Raw genomic sequence first — 18,747 nt, forward strand, 5'->3', positions numbered from 1 at the left:
TGTGAATGCAAGCGTTTGTTTCGATTGCGTAAAGTCGATCAAATGCATGTAAAAAAAATTAACGAGAAGTGAAAACGCAAACATGAATGACTTTTCAGAACATTCCTGCTCAAAAAACTATGTAAATTAGGGGGATAAAAATTGAAAAAGCGCAAATTAGGTCTAGCTCTTTCACTTGTTCTTGCAGCCGGTACGCTATTGGGAGCATGTGGTAATTCAGAGAATGATGATAAAGAATCCTCAAATGGTAAAGACAAGAAAGATAACTTCACAGTTGCCATGGTAACTGATACTGGCGGCGTGGATGACGAGTCGTTCAACCAATCCGCTTGGAAAGGAATTCAGGAATTCGGTAAGGACAATGGTTTGGAAAAAGGTAAAGATGGCTTCAACTATCTGCAATCCAAATCTGATGCTGACTACGCTAAAAACCTGAATACGCTTGTACGTGAAGATTACAAACTTATCTATGGTATCGGTTTTCTTTTAGCCGAAGCTGTTGGTGAAGTGGCTGACCAACGTCCGGATTCACAATTTGCAATCGTGGATACGGTTGTGGATAAAAAGAATGTTGCCAGCATTAGTTTTAAAGAGCAGCAAGGATCGTTCCTTGTAGGTGTAATTGCAGGATTGCAAACGAAAACAAACAAGGTAGGTTTTATCGGCGGAGTTGAATCTGAATTAATCAAAAAATTCGAAGTTGGCTTTAAGGCTGGGGTTTTATCTGTAAATCCGGATGCGAAAGTGGAAGTTAAATATGCCGGTGATTTCAATAAAGCCGACATCGGTAAATCCACTGCAGGCTCCATGTATTCTTCAGGCATCGATATCATTTATCATGCTGCTGGAGGAACTGGAAAAGGCGTATTCACTGAAGCTGTAGAGCAAAAGCAAAAAGATCCTAAGAGAGAAATATATGTTATCGGTGTAGATAGCGACCAAGCTAAATTAGGAGCAGTGCCAGGAACTGACGACAATATCACACTGACTTCTATGTTAAAACGTGTTGACGTAGCAGTTAAAGACCTTTCCGAGAAAGCGAAAGAAGGAAACTTCCCAGGTGGAAAAGTAATTGAGTACGGTATCGAAGAAAATGGTGTAGGCATTTCTGATACAAAAGATAACGTTACAGAAGAATCTTTAAAAGCGGTAGAAGAATGGACAGAAAAAATTAAATCAGGTGAATTCGTTGTTCCAGGTACGGATAAGGAATTCGAAAAACTTGATTTATAAGCTGTAATTTAAGAAAGAATAGGGAGGCAGACTTGCCCTCTATTCTTTCTTTTCCCCAATTGCTCTTTGCAACTAAAATATCGAATGAAAAACTATGATAGAATCGTAGTTTTTCATTTGGTTTTTTTGAAAAAATCAAAAAGTTAGGATCAGCAATTAAATAATTAAGATAATTACACTCATTTTAGGAGTTGATAATACGTGGAATATGTAATTGAGATGCTCAATATCCGTAAGGAATTCCCAGGCATCGTGGCAAATGATAACGTTACCCTTCAGGTGAAAAAAGGGGAAATTCACGCATTATTAGGTGAAAATGGCGCGGGTAAATCTACTTTGATGAATGTTTTATTTGGCTTATACCAGCCTGAGCAGGGAGAAATTCGTGTGAATGGTAAGCCAGTCAAGATTACAAGTCCAAACATTGCTAATGAGTTAGGGATTGGAATGGTCCATCAGCATTTTATGCTAGTTGATCCTTTTACAGTAACGGAAAATATAATTTTAGGAAAAGAACCATCAAAAGCGGGTAAGATCGATTTAAAAGAAGCGAGTGAGGAAGTTAGGAAACTATCAGAACAATATCAGCTTAGTGTTGATCCTTATGCAATAATTGCCGATATTTCGATAGGGATGCAGCAGCGGGTCGAAATTCTTAAAACGCTTTACCGAGGAGCGGAGATATTGATTTTTGATGAACCAACCGCTGTGCTGACTCCTCAAGAAATCAAGGAATTGATTAATATTATGAAAGCCCTTATCAAAGAGGGGAAATCCATCATTTTAATTACACACAAACTTAAGGAAATCATGGAGGTTTGTGACCGAGTAACGGTTATACGCAAAGGGCAAGGAATTGGTACAGTGAATGTCAACGAAACGAACCCTAACGAATTGGCCAGCTTAATGGTCGGTAGGGAAGTTCTTTTTAAAACGGAAAAAACGGCAGCCGCCCCTTCTGATGTAGTTCTCGAGGTTCGGGAACTGGAAGTCAAGGATTCCCGGGGAGTTTCGGCAGTTCGGAACTTGGATTTAGCTGTCCGTGCAGGAGAAATTGTCGGAATCGCCGGTGTAGATGGAAATGGTCAATCCGAATTAATCGAAGCATTGGCTGGCCTAAGGAAGACAACAGCAGGTTCCATAAAGCTAAATGGAAAAGAAATCAGGAATCTGAAGCCGCGTAAAATCACTGAAGCAGGCGTCGGCCATATACCAGAAGACAGACATAAGCATGGTTTGGTTCTCGATTACAGCATTGGGGAAAATATTGTCTTGCAAACCTACTATCAAAAGCCTTTCTCAAAAGCTGGTATCTTGAATTCAAAAAAAATATTTGAAAAAGCCCGTTCCTTGATTAAAAGTTACGATGTTCGAACTCCGAGTGAATATACCCCGGCAAGGGCTCTTTCTGGCGGGAATCAGCAAAAAGCAATCATCGGCCGGGAAGTTGATAGGAATCCGGATTTGTTGATTGCCGCACAGCCTACTCGCGGGCTTGATGTAGGAGCGATCGAATTTATCCATAGACGTCTGATTGAACAGCGGGATGCGGGAAAAGCGGTACTCCTCATATCATTTGAATTGGAAGAAATCATGAATGTAAGCGATAAAATTGCCGTTATATACGAAGGGGAAATCGTCGCAATCGTCGATCCGAAAGAAACGACTGAACAGGAGCTGGGTCTTCTTATGGCCGGCAGTAAACGGACGGAAGCAGGTGGGAAACAAAATGTCTAAGTATTTATCTAAATTAACCAGTCCGTTAATAGCGGTTATCCTCGGCTTAGTCGTTGGGGCCATAATCATGTTAGTAAGCGGCTATGACCCAATTGCCGGCTATGGCTCCATGATAAACGGGATTATTGGGGATTCGTATTATGTAGGGGAATCCGTCAGGACAATCATTCCTTATATCCTAGCTGGTTTGGCAGTGGCTTTTGCTTTTCGTACGGGCCTATTCAATATCGGCGTTGAAGGGCAATTGATTGTTGGCTGGCTTGCGGCAGTTTGGGTCGGAATTGCTTTCGAGCTTCCTAGGATCATACATTTGCCGTTGGCAATCTTAGCTGGGGCAGCTGCTGGTGCCTTGTGGGCATTCATCCCTGGTTATTTAAAAGCGAAGTTTCGTGTGCATGAAGTAATCGTTTCTATCATGTTGAATTATACAGCTTTATATGTAACGAATTACTTAATCCGGAACGTTATGACAGAAAAGCTGGATAAAACAGAAAGAATTGCTGATACAGCATCACTTCGGTCTCCTTTTTTTGAAAGCATTACGGATTTTTCCCGGATGCATTGGGGGATAGTGGTAGCGATAATCTGCGTCATCATCATGTGGTTCATTCTCGAAAGGACAAAAACGGGATTTGAACTGAAAGCTGTAGGTTTTAATCAGCACGCTTCCGAATATGCAGGGATGAGCGTAAATAAGAACATCATCCTTTCCATGGTTATTTCGGGTGCGTTTGCAGGACTTGCGGGTGCTATGGAAGGCCTTGGAACTTTTGGTTATGCAGCGGTCAAAGGTGGATTCACAGGTATGGGCTTTGACGGGATTGCGGTAGCCTTACTTGGAGCGAATACGGCTATTGGTGTTGTTCTAGCAGCCTTATTATTTGGGGGACTGAAAGCAGGGGCCTTAAATATGCCGCTAGAAACTGGCATACCAAGTGAAATTGTAGATATTGTCATAGCATTGATTATTTTCTTCGTCGCATCCAGTTATTTTATTCGTTGGATTGCCGCTCGATTTAAGAAAGGGGTGAAATAAGTGGATTTTTACCAAGTGTTACAAATTATTATTCCTTCTATGATTGCTCTAGCTGCTCCACTTATTTTTACTTCACTCGGAGGAGTATTTTCTGAACGAGCAGGTGTCATAAACATCGGTTTAGAAGGATTGATGGTCATTGGTGCCTTTACAGGGATTGTTTTTAACTTAATGTTCGCTGATGTCTTTGGAGAATGGACTCCTTGGCTTGCAGTCTTGGCGGCTATGATCGCTGGCTTGCTATTTTCCATTCTACACGCTGTGGCATGCATTACGTTCAGGGCGGACCAAACGGTTAGTGGGGTCGCCATCAACTTATTGGCAATAGGTCTAACCATGTTTTTGGTGAAGTTGATTTTTGATAAAGGACAAACTGACAGAATCACAGAAACATTCCCAAGGATTGATGTTCCATTATTAAGTGATATTCCATTTATAGGACCTATCTTTTTCGCAAATGGTTATTATATCGTATATATAGCGGTTCTAATATCATTTGTCGTTTGGTATGTACTATATAAAACACCATTTGGTTTAAGGATTCGGGCGGTTGGCGAGCATCCCATGGCTGCTGACACGATGGGTGTCAATGTTACGAAAATCCGATATGCCGCCGTTTTATTATCAGGTGCTTTTGGCGGTATCGGCGGAGCGATTTATGCTACCATCTTTTCGAATGAATTCAATCATGCGACAATAAATGGTCAAGGTTTCATGGCCATCGCCGCCATGATTTTTGGTAAGTGGCACCCAATCGGGGCAATGGGTGCAGCGTTATTCTTTGGTTTGGCTCAAAGTTTAAGTATCGTTGGCTCGAGCCTTCCTTTCTTCAAGGATATTCCATCGGTTTACCTCTTGATCGCTCCTTATGTTCTGACGATCATTGCACTAACTGGTTTCATTGGACGTGCAGATGCTCCAAAAGCATCCGGACAGCCATACATCAAAGGAAAAAGATAAGTTACTTAACCGGTCAGCAAACTTTGCTGACCGGTTTTTCCTTTTATATAAGCAGAAGTTCGGGCCTTATTGATGGAGATCTGGTGAAAAACCAAAAAAAGTAGCTGTAACTTGCATGATTTTTCCTTTCACATGTATATTTTAAGTAGATGTTTAAAAGGGTTCAGATCTACAAACAATAAGCTAATAAAGGTGATTTATATAATGAGGAGGATTATTCATGTCTATTGCTTCCGATACAATTACGGAAAAAAGCGGCTACAAGCTTCATGTGGTCCGTACGGATAAATATAAAACGAATACTCTCGTGCTGAAGATGAAAGCCCCTTTGACAAAAGAGGAAGTTACATATCGTGCATTGCTGCCATATGTGTTACAAAGCAATACAAGTAAATATCCTACAACACCCGAGCTTCGATCTTATCTTGATGATTTATATGGGGCAGGGTTTTATGTCGATGTAGCTAAAAAAGGTGAATATCAAATCATAAGTTTTACGATCGATATCGTCAATGAAAAATTCCTCAGTGATTCAACGCCGCTTCTGGAAAAGGCTTTTGGATTACTATCAGAGGTGATCTTTCATCCGAAAACGAATGGCGAAGCCTTTGACTCTAAAACGGTTTCCAATGAAATCCGTTCTTTAAAACAGCGAATTCAATCCATTTCCGATGACAAAATGCGATATTCAGCTACTCGGCTTGTAGAGGAAATGTGCAAAAACGAACCATATGCTTTAGAAGCGAGCGGTAACATACAAGACTTGGAAACGATAACGCCTGAGTCCCTTTTCGCTTATTATAAAAAAATTCTGACTGAGGATGAAATCGATTTATATGTGATAGGTGATATCGATGAAGCAGAAGTAGAGGCTCTAGCTGATAAGTATGTGTCACTAGAAGAACGAGTGCCGGTGAGCCTGCCAAGGAAGACGGGCAAGGTAGTGGAGATGGAGAAGGAAAAAGAGATCATAGAAAATTCGGATGTGAAACAAGGGAAATTGAATATCGGTTATCGAACCCATGTTGCATATGGTGATCCGGATTATTATGCACTTCAGCTATTCAATGGTATTTTTGGTGGGTTTTCACATTCAAAACTTTTCATTAATGTCAGGGAGAAAGCCAGCCTTGCTTATTACGCAGCTTCAAGGCTCGAAAGCCATAAAGGTCTGTTAATGGTCATGGCCGGCATCGAAAATGCCAACTACAAGCAAGCACTGGAGATCATTCATGCACAAATGAAGGAAATGAAGCAAGGGAACTTTTCTGAAGAAGAACTGGCACAGACAAAGGCGGTCGTCAAGAACCAGCTCCTTGAAACGATAGACGTTTCGAGAGGACTGGTAGAAATTTTATATCATAATGTGGTTTCCGGGCAGAATATACCACTCGACGAGTGGTTTGCAAAAACAGAACGGACGACAAAGGAAGAAATCATTGCCGTAGGTCAAAAGATTCAGCTTGATACGATTTACTTCCTAACAGAAGCGGAGGTGCAAGGGTAATGGAGAAAATAGCATTCACTCAATTGAAAGAGGAACTTTTCCATGAAAAAATGGATAATGGCCTCGAAGTATATATTCTTCCGAAAAGTGGGTTCAATAAATCATTTGCGACGTTCACGACCAATTATGGTTCAGTCGACAACCATTTCAAACCATTGAATCAAACGGAATTCTCTAAAGTACCCGATGGTATTGCCCATTTTCTTGAACATAAGCTTTTTGAAAAGGAAGATGGCGATGTTTTTCAGCAATTTTCAAAGCAGGGAGCTTCTGCAAATGCTTTTACTTCCTTCACCCGTACAGCTTATTTATTTTCAAGCACGTCCGATTTCGATAGGAATCTAACGACTTTAATCGACTTTGTCCAGGATCCTTACTTTTCGGAAAAGACGGTAGAGAAGGAAAAAGGGATCATTGGGCAGGAAATCAATATGTATGATGATAATTCAGACTGGCGGTTATATTTCGGGACGATAGCCAATATGTATCATCAACATCCAGTGAAAATTGATATTGCCGGTACTGTGGAATCGATTGCTGATATTACCAAAGATATGCTTTACGAATGTTATAATACGTTTTATCATCCTAGCAACATGCTCTTATTCGTTGTAGGACCGGTAGAAGTCGAAAGTACCATGAAGCTGATTCGGGATAATCAAAATAATAAAGGGTACAACGAACAGCCTGAGGTGGAACGTAAATTTGACCAAGAGCCGGAAACAGTTGCCAAGGATAAGGAAATCTTAAAAATGAATGTCCAGACACCGAAAGTGATGCTGGGCATCAAGGCCATCAATGTCCATCAATCCGGTTCACAGCTTTTGAAAAGGGAATTGGCGACCAATATTTATTTGGAAATGCTGTTTGGCAAGAGTTCACCTTTGCATGAGGAGCTATACGAGAAAGGGTTGATCGATCAAAGCTTCTCCTATGATTATACACAGGAACAAGGTTTTGGGTTTGCGTTAATTGGCGGGGACAGTGCCAAACCTGATGAGTTGACCGAGTCTTTATTTGCTATCCTGCAAAAATCAAAAGCAGGAACCGGCTTGAATGAAGAAAGCCTGCAAAGGACGATCAAGAAAAAAATCGGTTCTTTCCTTCGTTCTCTGAATTCGCCGGAATATATAGCGAACCAATTCACCAGATATGCTTTCAATGATATGAACCTGTTCGATGTGGTGTCAGTATTGGAAAAACTAAAGATGGAAGATATCAGGAACGTCGCCAATGACTTAATATCCGAAGAACGGATGACTGTCTGTCAGGTACTTCCTAAATAATATAAAAGGGGGCGGGAATGTGGGGAAACGTTTTGCCCTTATTACTGGAGCCAGTGGAGGAATCGGCAGGGAAATCGCTATAAAGCTCGCCGAGGAGAATTATTCACTTTATTTACATTATAACAGCAACGAAGAAGCGATCCTTGAACTAATTGAAGAACTGAAGCCTCATCAAGTAGAACTTATTCCGGTTCAAGCAGATTTGGCTGCACCGGACGGCTATAAGAAATTGGCGGAAAATATTTTTGCCCTTCATGCAATCGTCCTAAATAGTGGCAATAGTTATTATGGGCTCATATCGGACATGGATGAGAAAATCGTCAATGAAATGGTCCAGTTGCATGTAACGAGCCCTTTCCAATTAACAAAGGAACTTCTTCCTAAGCTGATGTACCAAGAACAGGCCGCCATTGTTGCGGTCACATCCATTTGGGGGCAGACGGGTGCATCTTGTGAAGTATTATATTCAATGGTCAAGGGCAGTCAAAATGCTTTTATCAAGGCGCTTAGCAAAGAAGTATCCCTTAATGGAATCCGGGTGAATGCCGTTGCCCCCGGTGCGATTTCCACTTCCATGCTCGAATCCTTCAGTGCTGAAGATTTGGAAATCATCAAAGGTGATATCCCAATGGGCAGGATGGGCAATTCGAAAGAAGTCGCCGAGGCCGTATATTATTTGCTTTCTGACAAGTCATCTTATATAACTGGACAAATCTTAGGCGTAAATGGTGGATGGTACACATGATTTTTTTAAAGACATGTATAATTTCCTCGGTTCCTTCACAAAATATCTTTGTACTATTTTGAAGGAAAGGGTGACCATTCATGTCTGTACTAGACAATTGGGATCAATGGAAAAATTTCTTAGGCGACAGATTAAATCAAGGTGAACAACAAGGTTTGTCAGAAGGTGCTGTTAACAACTTGGCTTACGAAATCGGTGATTACCTTGCTAAGCAGGTTGAGCCCCAGAATGATCAAGAGAAAGTACTTGCTGATCTTTGGTCGGTCGCAAGCGATCAAGAAAAACATGCCATGGCAAGCGTTATGGTCAAGTTAGTCGAGAACAATGGATCAAAGTAAAATATCAATCCAAAGGCCCTGTTATTAATTAACAGGGCCTTTGGATTGAAGTTGATCACTATTTATCCTCTTATATAAAAATGAATATTTTTATAGGGTTTTTCCTTTTAACTTATCCCGAAATGCTATATTATAGAAGCTAGACAATAATAATTAATGGGTGCAGATCTTGAAATTTACGGTGGATAAGTTTTGCCCCGGATGTTGGGTAAAAGCTTTTAGGCTTAAGGAGTGTTATCGTGGAGAATAAAGAATGGTATTTTGAATATGAAATTCAAGTGAACCGTCCTGGTTTATTAGGGGATATTTCCTCCCTGCTGGGTATGCTGTCCATCAATATCATCACTATTAACGGGGTCGATGAAGGCAGGCGTGGTTTACTTTTGTTGGCGAAAGACAGCCGTAATATAGAAAGATTCGAATCAATCCTCCATACGATGGATACGATAAAGGTCATTAAGCTGCGGGAACCTAAATTGCGTGATCGTCTCGCTGTCAGGCATGGCCGTTATATTCAGCGCGATGCTGATGAGAAGAACACTTTTAGGTTTGTCCGTGATGAGCTAGGCTTGCTTGTCGATTTCATGGCCGAGCTATTTAAACAGGAAGGTCATAAATTAATCGGGATACGAGGCATGCCGCGTGTCGGGAAAACTGAATCTATCGTTGCTTCGAGTGTATGTGCTAATAAGAGATGGTTGTTTGTGTCATCGACCCTTTTGAAGCAGACTATCCGCAGTCAGCTTATTGAGGATGAATATAATAATGATAATTTGTTCATTTTAGATGGAATTGTTTCCACTCGCCGTGCAAATGAGCGTCATTGGCAGTTGATTCGCGAAATAATGAGGCTTGATGCTGTTAAAGTCATTGAACATCCGGATGTTTTTGTCCAAAATACGGAGTATACCCTAGAAGACTTTGATTATATTATTGAATTGCGAAACAATCCAGAAGAAGAAATAACATATGAAGTTGTAGACCAAAAAGACCAGTTTTCAGGGTCCGATTTTGGTTCCTTTGACTTTTAAAATGGCAGGTGTTTTATTTGACTGAGTTAGGTAATCGATTAAAGGAAGCTAGGGAAGCAAAAGGTCTTAGCCTAGAAGATTTACAGGAATTAACGAAGATTCAAAAGCGTTACCTCATTGGCATTGAAGAGGGAAATTACAGTATGATGCCTGGAAAGTTCTATGTACGGGCATTCATAAAGCAATATTGTGAAGCGGTCGGGGTGGATTCAGAAGAGATTTTTGAACAATATAAGAGTGAAGTGCCCTCCGTCTATAGCGAGGAATTGCCAGAACAGCTTTCAAGGGTCCAATCCAGAAAAACGATACCGGCAGGGGATTCGAAGGTTGTAGAAATGTTACCGAAGATCTTGGCTGTCGTTTTAGTAATTGGTGTGGCCGTTTTGATATGGGTACTGGTATTGAACTATATGGGTAACCCAGATAATGATGATAAAAAGAACGCTAAAGAGAATGAAGCCGTGGGCTACAATAAAAGTGATGGGTTTAACGAAGAAAAAGAGAATGCAGACAAGAAACAGAATGAAGTAAAACCAGATTCATCTGATAAGAAGACTGAAGATGAATCAGATGTTAAAGATGAAAAGAAAGAGCAAAAACTTAGCGTCATCAGTTCCACCGGTAAAAATAGTACGTATGAATTAAAAGATACGGATACCTTTAAATTAAAGGTGACTTCCAAAGGCTCACCATGGGTTGGCATAAAAAATGGTGAAGGTAAATTACTATTCCAGGGCACCATCGACAAGAACAAAAGCCAGGAAGTTGATTTCACCAATGAAAAAGAAGCTGTCATCAATGTTGGCAGAGCGTATGAAACGGAAATTTTTGTGAATGATGAGAAGCTGGAGTATTCCATTTCACCGACTGAAGTGAATACGCAATTGGTAACGATACAATTTACGAAAGCCGAATAGTCATCTTATAGATGACTATTTTTTCTCTATATAATTCAGCCGGGAAATGGTCCACCCGGCATATTAGATTGTATTTTGAGTTAAATTATACATATAAGCATTATGTTAAGATCTAAAACGCATTGCCGAAATGGCAGGCGTAAATTTTGGAGGTTAAAAGTTTTGAATTTGCCTAATAAGATTACAGTAGCAAGAATCTGTTTAATACCAGTATTTTTAATTATCATGCTCGTACCTTTTTCATGGGGGACGTTGACTTGGGGAGAATACAGTTTGCCAGTGGCGCACCTAGCTGGAGCCATCCTCTTTATTATCGCTTCTACTACGGATTGGATCGATGGCCATTTTGCCAGAAAATATAATATGATTACTGATTTAGGGAAATTTTTAGATCCATTGGCTGATAAGCTTCTGGTTTCGGCTGCCCTAATTGTTTTGGTTGATCTGGATTTAATGTACGGTCAGTCTTGGATTGCCATCGTGATCATAAGTCGTGAGTTTGCCGTGACCGGTTTGCGTTTGGTATTAGCGGGTACAGGCGAAGTCGTTGCAGCGAACCAGCTTGGTAAAATTAAAACATGGGCACAAATCGTTTCCATTTCAGCATTATTGCTGCATAACCTTCCATTTGCCCTCATTTCACTTCCGTTTGCTAATATCGCATTATGGATTGCATTAATCTTTACAATATGGTCAGGTTTGGATTATTTTATAAAAAACAAAGAAGTATTTGTTAATTCTAAGTAAAACGAATGGTGGTTTTGAAAAGATGGATGCAGAAATCATTGCAGTGGGCTCAGAGCTTCTTTTAGGACAAATCAATAACACTAATGGAAGATTCTTATCGCAGCAGTTTGCGGAAATGGGGATCAATGTTTTTTACCATACTGTGGTTGGGGATAACGACCGACGATTGCAACAAGCTATAGAAATCGCTGAATCAAGGGCGAACTTGATTGTCTTTACCGGTGGACTCGGTCCTACCAAAGATGATTTAACGAAGGAAACGATTGCTCGCCATATAGGGAAAAAGCTGGTTTTTAATGATGAAGCTTTGCAATCCATTGAAGCTTACTTCCAAAAACGGGAACGGACCATGACGGAAAACAACAAAAAGCAGGCCCTTGTCTTAGAAGGCAGTGAAGTGTTGGCAAACGATCATGGCATGGCACCGGGAATGGTCTTGTCCAAATCCGGGATTACATATATGCTCCTGCCTGGGCCGCCAAGTGAAATGGAGCCGATGTTTTTAAGTTATGGTTATGAATCGATCATGAATAAATTGGAAAAGCATGAACGGATCGATTCCAAGGTTCTTCGGTTTTACGGGATAGGTGAAGCCGAACTGGAAACGGTGATTGAAGATCTCCTTGTCAATCAAACGAATCCGACAATTGCTCCGTTGGCAGCCGAAGGGGAAGTGACGTTAAGGATCACCGCTAAAGACTCTTCTAAAGAAAAATGCGATGAGCTTATTTTAGAAGCGGAAAAAGAAATTCTTAGCAGGGTAGGTAAGTTCTATTATGGAAGTGATAATACTTCGCTAATAAAGGAACTTGTAAAAGAATTGACGGTCCGCAAGCTTTCGATCGCGGCAGCCGAAAGTTTGACCGGAGGGATGTTCCAAGAACAGCTGACAACCATCCCAGGCGCCGGTAAAGTCTTCAAAGGCGGTATTGTCAGCTATACGAATGATGCGAAGTCGAATGTCCTCGGCGTCAGTGATGATACCATCTCCGAGCATGGGGTGGTCAGCGGTGAGTGTGCAATGGAAATGGCCTCTAATGTCCGGAAAAAGCTCGATGCGGATGTAGGCATAAGCTTTACGGGTGTCGCAGGGCCGGATGAACAAGAAGGCAAGCCTGTAGGGACAGTATTTATCGGCATTTCATATCGGGATGGAAACACTCATTTCAAAGAGTTGAACCTTTCCGGAAGCAGGGCGCAGAACCGTATTCGCAGTGTGAAGTACGGATGTCATTACCTATTAAGGGATTTATGAACGCTGAAGCAGAGCTTTTTACAGCTCTGCTTTTTATTTGGTTCAAGAAGTTTGTTTCTTGAAAAAAAGGGAAAAAAGAAAAAAGTTAATTCAATGAAAATGTTTTTTTTAGGGAGTAAGTGAAAGGAAATGGAGATTTCATTAAGATAAAAAGCTTTTTTACAAAGAATATCCCGCAAGAAAAAAACGAATGAATGTTCGACTTTTTGCTTGGCAAAATAGTAAAAAGAGTATATAGTAAAGATAGGTTTTGAGACAGGATGCAAACGTTGATCTCAAATAAATTGCTAACGTAGTACACCTTTAATCGGACAGCCGATTATTTGAATATAGAGGAGGAAATTGAGTGAGTGATCGTCAAGCGGCTTTAGATATGGCGTTAAAACAAATTGAAAAACAATTTGGTAAAGGTTCTATTATGAAACTTGGGGAACAGACTGATCGTAGGATTTCAACGATTTCAAGCGGTTCTTTAGCATTGGACGTAGCATTGGGAGTGGGCGGATATCCAAGAGGCCGGGTCATTGAGATATATGGACCTGAAAGCTCTGGTAAAACGACTGTTGCCTTACATGCTATTGCAGAAGTACAAAAAACTGGAGGCACGGCTGCATTCATTGATGCCGAGCATGCTTTAGATCCAGCGTATTCAGAAAAACTTGGTGTGAATATTGATGAGTTACTGCTTTCGCAGCCTGATACTGGTGAACAAGCCTTAGAGATCGCTGAAGCGTTAGTTCGAAGTGGAGCGGTAGATATCATTGTCATTGACTCGGTGGCAGCACTTGTTCCTAAAGCTGAAATAGAAGGCGAAATGGGAGATTCCCATATGGGTCTTCAAGCCCGGATGATGTCTCAGGCACTTAGAAAACTGTCTGGTGCCATTAATAAATCAAATACCATTGCCATTTTCATTAACCAAGTACGTGAAAAAATCGGTGTTATGTTTGGAAATCCAGAAACGACTCCGGGAGGCCGGGCATTGAAGTTCTATTCAACAGTTCGTCTGGAAGTGCGTCGTGCGGAACAATTAAAACAAGGTAATGAAATCGTCGGTAATAAAACCAAAATCAAAGTTGTAAAAAACAAAGTTGCTCCACCATTCCGTCAAGCAGAAGTTGACATCATGTATGGTCAAGGGATTTCCCAGGAAGGTGAAATCATCGATATGGGTGCAGATCTTGATATCGTCCTTAAAAGCGGATCGTGGTACTCATACAATGAAGAGCGTGTCGGACAAGGCCGCGAAAATGCGAAGCTGTTCTTGAAAGAAAATCAGGATATCGCTCTGGAAATTTCTCAGAAAATCAGGGATCACTATAATCTTGATGGAGAGCATGAATTACCACCAGAAGAAAATGAAACAGAAGAGCATTTTGAATTACTTGATTAATGGTAGGAAAAGGCCTAAGCTTGTTCGCTTAGGCCTTTTCTATATATTGTGAGAAAAGTGCGAAATTTTCAGCGGATTAAATGGCATTGAAAACAGATATCCAGACTTCTTCCATAATGAATGCTGTAGTTAATGATGGTTGATATTAAGAAAACTTGAATAATCATTGATACATAAGGGACAAACGCTTGACAATAAAAATTCTCAACTATACAATTAATATGTATATTTTACAATTTTTCAAACTAAAATTTTGAAAATTAAGTGCTGTATATTGAATTTATGTGCAATGTACTTGCCGACAGTTCAACATTTTATGTAAAAAGTTCATAGCAAGGGGAGGTGAAACGATGGAACCCATGACAATCATCTTCACTTTGCTTGGCCTAATCGTCGGTGCAGTTGTTGGTTATTTTATTCACAAATCAAAATTTGAGAGTAAAATAGCAGGGGCAAAGGGCTCTGCGGAACACATCCTTGAGGATGCAAAACGTGAAGCGGAAGCACTTAAGAAAGAAGCCTTGTTGGAAGCAAAAGATGAAATTCATAAAGTTCGTTCCGATTCGGATCGGGAATCCCGTGAAAGAAGGAACGAATTACAAAAACAAGAAAATCGGTTATTGCAAAGAGAAGAGAATCTGGACCGCAAGGATGAAACGTTAGACAAACGTGAAAGCCTTTTGGAGAAAAAAGAAGATTCTCTAAACCAAAGACAACAGCATATTGAAGAGATGGAAAGCAAAGTGGACGAGACGGTTCGTAAGCAGCAAACAGAGCTTGAACGTGTTTCCGGTTTAACTCGTGAAGAAGCTAAAGCAATCATTATAGACCGAATGGAAAACGAGCTGGCTCACGATGTAGCGCTTATGATTAAAGAAAGTGATACCCGTGCCAAAGAAGAAGCTGATAAAAAAGCAAAAGAAGTTCTTTCTCTTGCCATTCAGCGTTGTGCGGCTGATCATGTTGCAGAAACCACCGTTTCTGTAGTAAATCTTCCAAACGATGAAATGAAAGGACGGATTATCGGACGTGAAGGACGAAATATCCGGACGTTAGAAACGCTAACAGGTATTGACCTTATTATCGATGATACTCCTGAAGCTGTCATTTTATCTGGATTTGATCCAATTAGACGGGAAACGGCACGCTTGGCTCTTGAAAAACTTGTTCAGGACGGACGGATCCATCCGGCTCGAATTGAAGAAATGGTTGACAAAGCAAGACGTGAGGTAGATGAACATATTCGTGAAATTGGTGAACAAACAACTTTTGAAGTTGGAGTTCACGGTCTCCATCCAGATCTCATCAAAATACTAGGGCGTTTGAAGTTCCGTACAAGTTATGGGCAAAACGTACTTAAGCATTCAATTGAAGTGGCCCAGCTTTCAGGTTTACTGGCCGCTGAGCTTGGTGAGGATGAGGTTCTTGCCCGCCGTGCAGGTTTATTGCATGATATTGGGAAAGCGATTGATCATGAAGTGGAAGGCAGTCACGTTGAAATTGGCGTTGAATTAGCAACCAAATATAAAGAGCATCCAACGGTCATTAACAGCATCGCTTCACATCATGGCGATACGGAACCAACTTCCATCATTTCAGTTCTTGTGGCTGCCGCTGATGCATTATCAGCTGCAAGACCAGGTGCTAGAAGTGAAACGCTTGAAAATTACATTAGAAGACTTGAAAAACTTGAGGAAATTTCCGAATCCTATGACGGAGTGGAAAAATCATTTGCGATTCAAGCCGGACGTGAAGTGCGGATTCTAGTGAAACCAGAACAAATCGATGATCTTTCGGCTCATCGACTCGCACGTGATATCCGAAAAAGGATTGAAGAAGAGCTCGATTATCCAGGTCATATAAAAGTTACGGTCATCCGTGAAACAAGAGCAGTCGAATACGCCAAATAAATTGTTAATGAAAGACGAAGTGGTGCAAACCACTTCGTTTTTTCTTTTTCAGATATTAATCGTTAAGCGTAATTCCTATAATTACCCCAAATTATGTTACAATACATACTTGAATAATTCATATAATTAGGTGAATCTAGAAAGGGTTTTACAATGAAATTGTTATTTATTGGAGATGTAGTGGGGTCTCCTGGACGTGACATGATCCAAGAATACCTTCCTAAGTTAAAAGAAAAGTATCGTCCGCATATCACGGTAATCAATGGGGAAAATGCTGCAAGTGGCCGGGGAATTACAGAAAAGATTTACCGCAGTTTTTTAGAGTGGGGAGCGCAGGCGGTGACCATGGGAAACCATACATGGGATAATCGCGACATTTTTAATTTTATTGATGATGCGAAATATCTCGTCCGTCCAGCGAATTTTCCAGATGGAGCACCAGGAGAAGGAATGAAATTTTTAAAATTGAATCAGCAGGAAATAGCGGTCATCAATTTGCAAGCTAGAACATTCATGCCGGATTTGGACTGTCCGTTCAAAAAGGCGGTAGAACTAGTGGCGGAGGCTCAAAAAAGGACACCAATCATTTTTGTCGATTTTCATGGAGAAGCTACAAGTGAAAAGCAAGCTATGGGGTGGTTCCTGGATGGTAAGGTTACAGCCGTTGTTGGTACACACACACACGTCCAGACAGCCGATAACCGTATTTTACCTGCGGGCACCGCTTACATATCAGATGTAGGCATGACAGGACCGTATGATGGCATCCTTGGTATGGACAGAGGGGCAGTCATTCATCGGTTCTTAACTAGCCTCCCTGTCCGTTTCGAAGTGCCTAAAGAGGGGCGGACCCTATTAAGTGGAGTTCTCCTTGAAATTGATGATAAAACTGGCAGTGCTAAAAAAATAGAAAGAATTTTGATTAACGAAGATCACCCCTTTTATAATTGATTTGAATGGATGGCCAGTCAAACTGGCCATCCATTTTTTCATTCTTTAATAAATGGTGGACAATCCCGGTTTTCTTTGTCATACAAGTTTTACTTGATGAATATAGTAGCAGTGGAAAGTGTTATAACTATTGAGCCAAGTTAGAATCGGCAGGGAAAACAAGGAGGACTAGGAATGGAAATATTAAAAGTTTCAGCAAAATCTAATCCTAATTCTGTAGCAGGCGCACTAGCGGGAGTGCTCAGGGAAAGAGGGGCAGCCGAAATACAAGCAATCGGTGCAGGTGCGTTAAATCAAGCCGTCAAGGCAGTAGCAATCGCAAGAGGGTTTGTCGCACCTAGTGGAGTTGACTTGATTTGTATTCCTGCCTTTACAGATATACTTATTGACGGCGAAGAGAGAACGGCAATAAAGCTAATCATTGAACCAAGATAATTTCATGAGTGGGTGTCCTGTTTGTCGAATGGCGAGCAGGCTCTTTTTTGTCCTGAAATCCAAATGACGAAAAACCCGGGTCCCTTTATAATGGAGTATATGATCCTTTAAGGGACAGGGACAGGAAGGGGGATTACATTGGCAATTTTTGATGCACATTGTGATGTGTTGATGAAGATGTTCATAGATCCGGATATTACTTTTTTGGATAGTGATAAATTACATATAACGAAGCGGGGATTATTGGATCAAGGAGGAAAAGTCCAATGTTTTGCAATATATATTCCTGAAAAAGTACACCCTGATATGAGATTTCAAGCGGCTTTGGCAATGGTGGATCTTTTTCATGAAAAGATTTTATCAGAGCCGGAAATGAAATTTATAAAAACCAAGGCAGATATCGATTCTCTAAAAGAAAAGGAAATAGGTGCGGTGCTAACTTTGGAGGGGTGCGATTGCATTGGAAATGATTTGTTGAAACTTAAAACCTTAATTCATCTTGGAGTGTCCTCAGTAGGTCTAACTTGGAATTACGCCAACTTGGTAGCTGATGGTGCATTAGAATCAAGAGGCGGCGGATTGACAGGGTTTGGAGCGGAGGTGGTGGCGCTTTTGAATGAGAAGTCAATTTGGTGTGATTTATCCCATTTATCTGAAGCTGGATTTTGGGACACCCTAAAACTGGCAAAATTCCCAATTGCCTCACATTCGAATGCCTATCATCTTTGTTCGAATCCGCGAAATTTGAAAGACGGCCAGATAAAAGCCCTTTTACAAAAAAATGGAGTGATAGGGGTAACCTTTGTCCCTCAATTTCTATCAAATGGTGATTCGGCTTCGATAAAGGATATCTTGAAACATATAGAGCATATATGCAATTTGGGCGGGGAAAGACAAATTGGATTAGGCTCTGACTTTGATGGAATCGATCATATGGTAGAAGAATTAATGTCATATAAGGATTATCATAACCTTATCAATGAACTGAACAGGCTTTATTCAAGTGAGTTTGTAAAAGGCCTCCTTTTTGGTAATTTCACTCGTAATTTTCCGCTTAAATAGGAAATATTTTAAGTGATTTTTAATTCTTACTATATAGATATGAATAAATATTCTGAAAATATAAAAAATAAAAGCAAAAAGGTTGCAATTTAATGATTTAACCGATAGAATTGAAAGCGTTTAGTACACCTTTTCTATATTAGAACGATTAATTATACATAGTCGAATGTTCTGAAGAGAGGTGCGTTTTAAATGCATTTATAT

At 40.6% G+C, this 18,747-nt stretch carries 17 protein-coding genes; all 17 read left to right on the forward strand.

Annotated features, from left to right (window positions below; translation table 11 throughout):
• Positions 1 to 141: 141 nt before the first annotated feature.
• The 17 genes from QUF78_RS09335 to QUF78_RS09415 all read left to right on the forward strand — a co-directional run bounded on the left by QUF78_RS09335 (position 142) and on the right by QUF78_RS09415 (position 18,543).
• A complete protein-coding gene (locus QUF78_RS09335; RefSeq protein WP_289324430.1) occupies positions 142 to 1,233 on the forward strand; it encodes a BMP family lipoprotein in 1,092 nt (363 codons plus the stop codon).
• Between the two features lie 201 nt (positions 1,234 to 1,434).
• Positions 1,435 to 2,970: an ABC transporter ATP-binding protein gene (locus QUF78_RS09340; RefSeq protein ID WP_289324431.1), complete on the forward strand. Its 1,536-nt coding sequence runs from the start codon at positions 1,435 to 1,437 to the stop codon at positions 2,968 to 2,970.
• Positions 2,963 to 4,006 carry an ABC transporter permease gene (locus QUF78_RS09345; RefSeq protein ID WP_289317106.1) on the forward strand — a complete coding sequence of 348 codons (1,044 nt, stop codon included), beginning with the start codon at positions 2,963 to 2,965 and terminating at the stop codon, positions 4,004 to 4,006. The genes QUF78_RS09340 and QUF78_RS09345 overlap by 8 nt, the downstream gene beginning before the upstream one ends.
• Positions 4,007 to 4,966, forward strand: a complete 960-nt coding sequence (locus QUF78_RS09350) for an ABC transporter permease (RefSeq protein WP_289317105.1) — start codon at positions 4,007 to 4,009, stop codon at positions 4,964 to 4,966.
• 220 nt (positions 4,967 to 5,186) lie between these two features.
• Positions 5,187 to 6,473, forward strand: a complete 1,287-nt coding sequence (gene yfmF, locus QUF78_RS09355; protein ID WP_289324432.1) for an EF-P 5-aminopentanol modification-associated protein YfmF — start codon at positions 5,187 to 5,189, stop codon at positions 6,471 to 6,473.
• Positions 6,473 to 7,759 carry an EF-P 5-aminopentanol modification-associated protein YfmH gene (gene yfmH / locus QUF78_RS09360; RefSeq protein ID WP_289317103.1) on the forward strand — a complete coding sequence of 429 codons (1,287 nt, stop codon included), beginning with the start codon at positions 6,473 to 6,475 and terminating at the stop codon, positions 7,757 to 7,759. Before yfmF ends, yfmH begins: the two co-directional genes overlap by 1 nt.
• Before the next feature lie 19 nt (positions 7,760 to 7,778).
• Entirely contained in the window at positions 7,779 to 8,504 is a 726-nt protein-coding gene (ymfI, locus tag QUF78_RS09365) for an elongation factor P 5-aminopentanone reductase (RefSeq protein WP_289324433.1), read from the forward strand.
• An 80-nt stretch (positions 8,505 to 8,584) separates the two neighbouring features.
• Positions 8,585 to 8,842 (forward strand): DUF3243 domain-containing protein, encoded by a 258-nt coding sequence (locus QUF78_RS09370; protein ID WP_289324434.1) that lies wholly within the window; start codon positions 8,585 to 8,587, stop codon positions 8,840 to 8,842.
• Between the two features lie 239 nt (positions 8,843 to 9,081).
• Positions 9,082 to 9,873, forward strand: coding sequence for a DUF3388 domain-containing protein (locus tag QUF78_RS09375; protein WP_289324435.1), 792 nt, complete (start codon positions 9,082 to 9,084; stop codon positions 9,871 to 9,873).
• 8 nt (positions 9,874 to 9,881) lie between these two features.
• Positions 9,882 to 10,790, forward strand: coding sequence for a helix-turn-helix domain-containing protein (locus QUF78_RS09380; RefSeq protein ID WP_353957901.1), 909 nt, complete (start codon positions 9,882 to 9,884; stop codon positions 10,788 to 10,790).
• A gap of 162 nt (positions 10,791 to 10,952) precedes the next feature.
• Positions 10,953 to 11,537 (forward strand): CDP-diacylglycerol--glycerol-3-phosphate 3-phosphatidyltransferase, encoded by a 585-nt coding sequence (pgsA, locus tag QUF78_RS09385; protein ID WP_034313524.1) that lies wholly within the window; start codon positions 10,953 to 10,955, stop codon positions 11,535 to 11,537.
• 22 nt (positions 11,538 to 11,559) lie between these two features.
• A complete protein-coding gene (locus QUF78_RS09390) occupies positions 11,560 to 12,792 on the forward strand; it encodes a competence/damage-inducible protein A (RefSeq protein WP_289327276.1) in 1,233 nt (410 codons plus the stop codon).
• 346 nt (positions 12,793 to 13,138) lie between these two features.
• Positions 13,139 to 14,185 carry a recombinase RecA gene (gene recA / locus QUF78_RS09395; protein ID WP_289317098.1) on the forward strand — a complete coding sequence of 349 codons (1,047 nt, stop codon included), beginning with the start codon at positions 13,139 to 13,141 and terminating at the stop codon, positions 14,183 to 14,185.
• 350 nt (positions 14,186 to 14,535) lie between these two features.
• The gene (rny, locus tag QUF78_RS09400; protein ID WP_289317097.1) at positions 14,536 to 16,095 is read left to right on the forward strand and encodes a ribonuclease Y; all 1,560 of its coding nucleotides are present in this window, start codon (positions 14,536 to 14,538) and stop codon (positions 16,093 to 16,095) included.
• Positions 16,096 to 16,248: 153 nt separating this feature from the next.
• Positions 16,249 to 17,046: a TIGR00282 family metallophosphoesterase gene (locus tag QUF78_RS09405; RefSeq protein WP_289324437.1), complete on the forward strand. Its 798-nt coding sequence runs from the start codon at positions 16,249 to 16,251 to the stop codon at positions 17,044 to 17,046.
• Positions 17,047 to 17,220: 174 nt separating this feature from the next.
• A complete protein-coding gene (spoVS, locus tag QUF78_RS09410; RefSeq protein ID WP_029281188.1) occupies positions 17,221 to 17,481 on the forward strand; it encodes a stage V sporulation protein SpoVS in 261 nt (86 codons plus the stop codon).
• Positions 17,482 to 17,619: 138 nt separating this feature from the next.
• Positions 17,620 to 18,543: a dipeptidase gene (locus QUF78_RS09415; protein ID WP_289324438.1), complete on the forward strand. Its 924-nt coding sequence runs from the start codon at positions 17,620 to 17,622 to the stop codon at positions 18,541 to 18,543.
• The last annotated feature ends 204 nt before the right edge of the window (positions 18,544 to 18,747 follow it).

The sequence above is a fragment of the Peribacillus sp. ACCC06369 genome (assembly GCF_030348945.1).
Taxonomy (GTDB): Bacteria; Bacillota; Bacilli; order Bacillales; family DSM-1321; genus Peribacillus.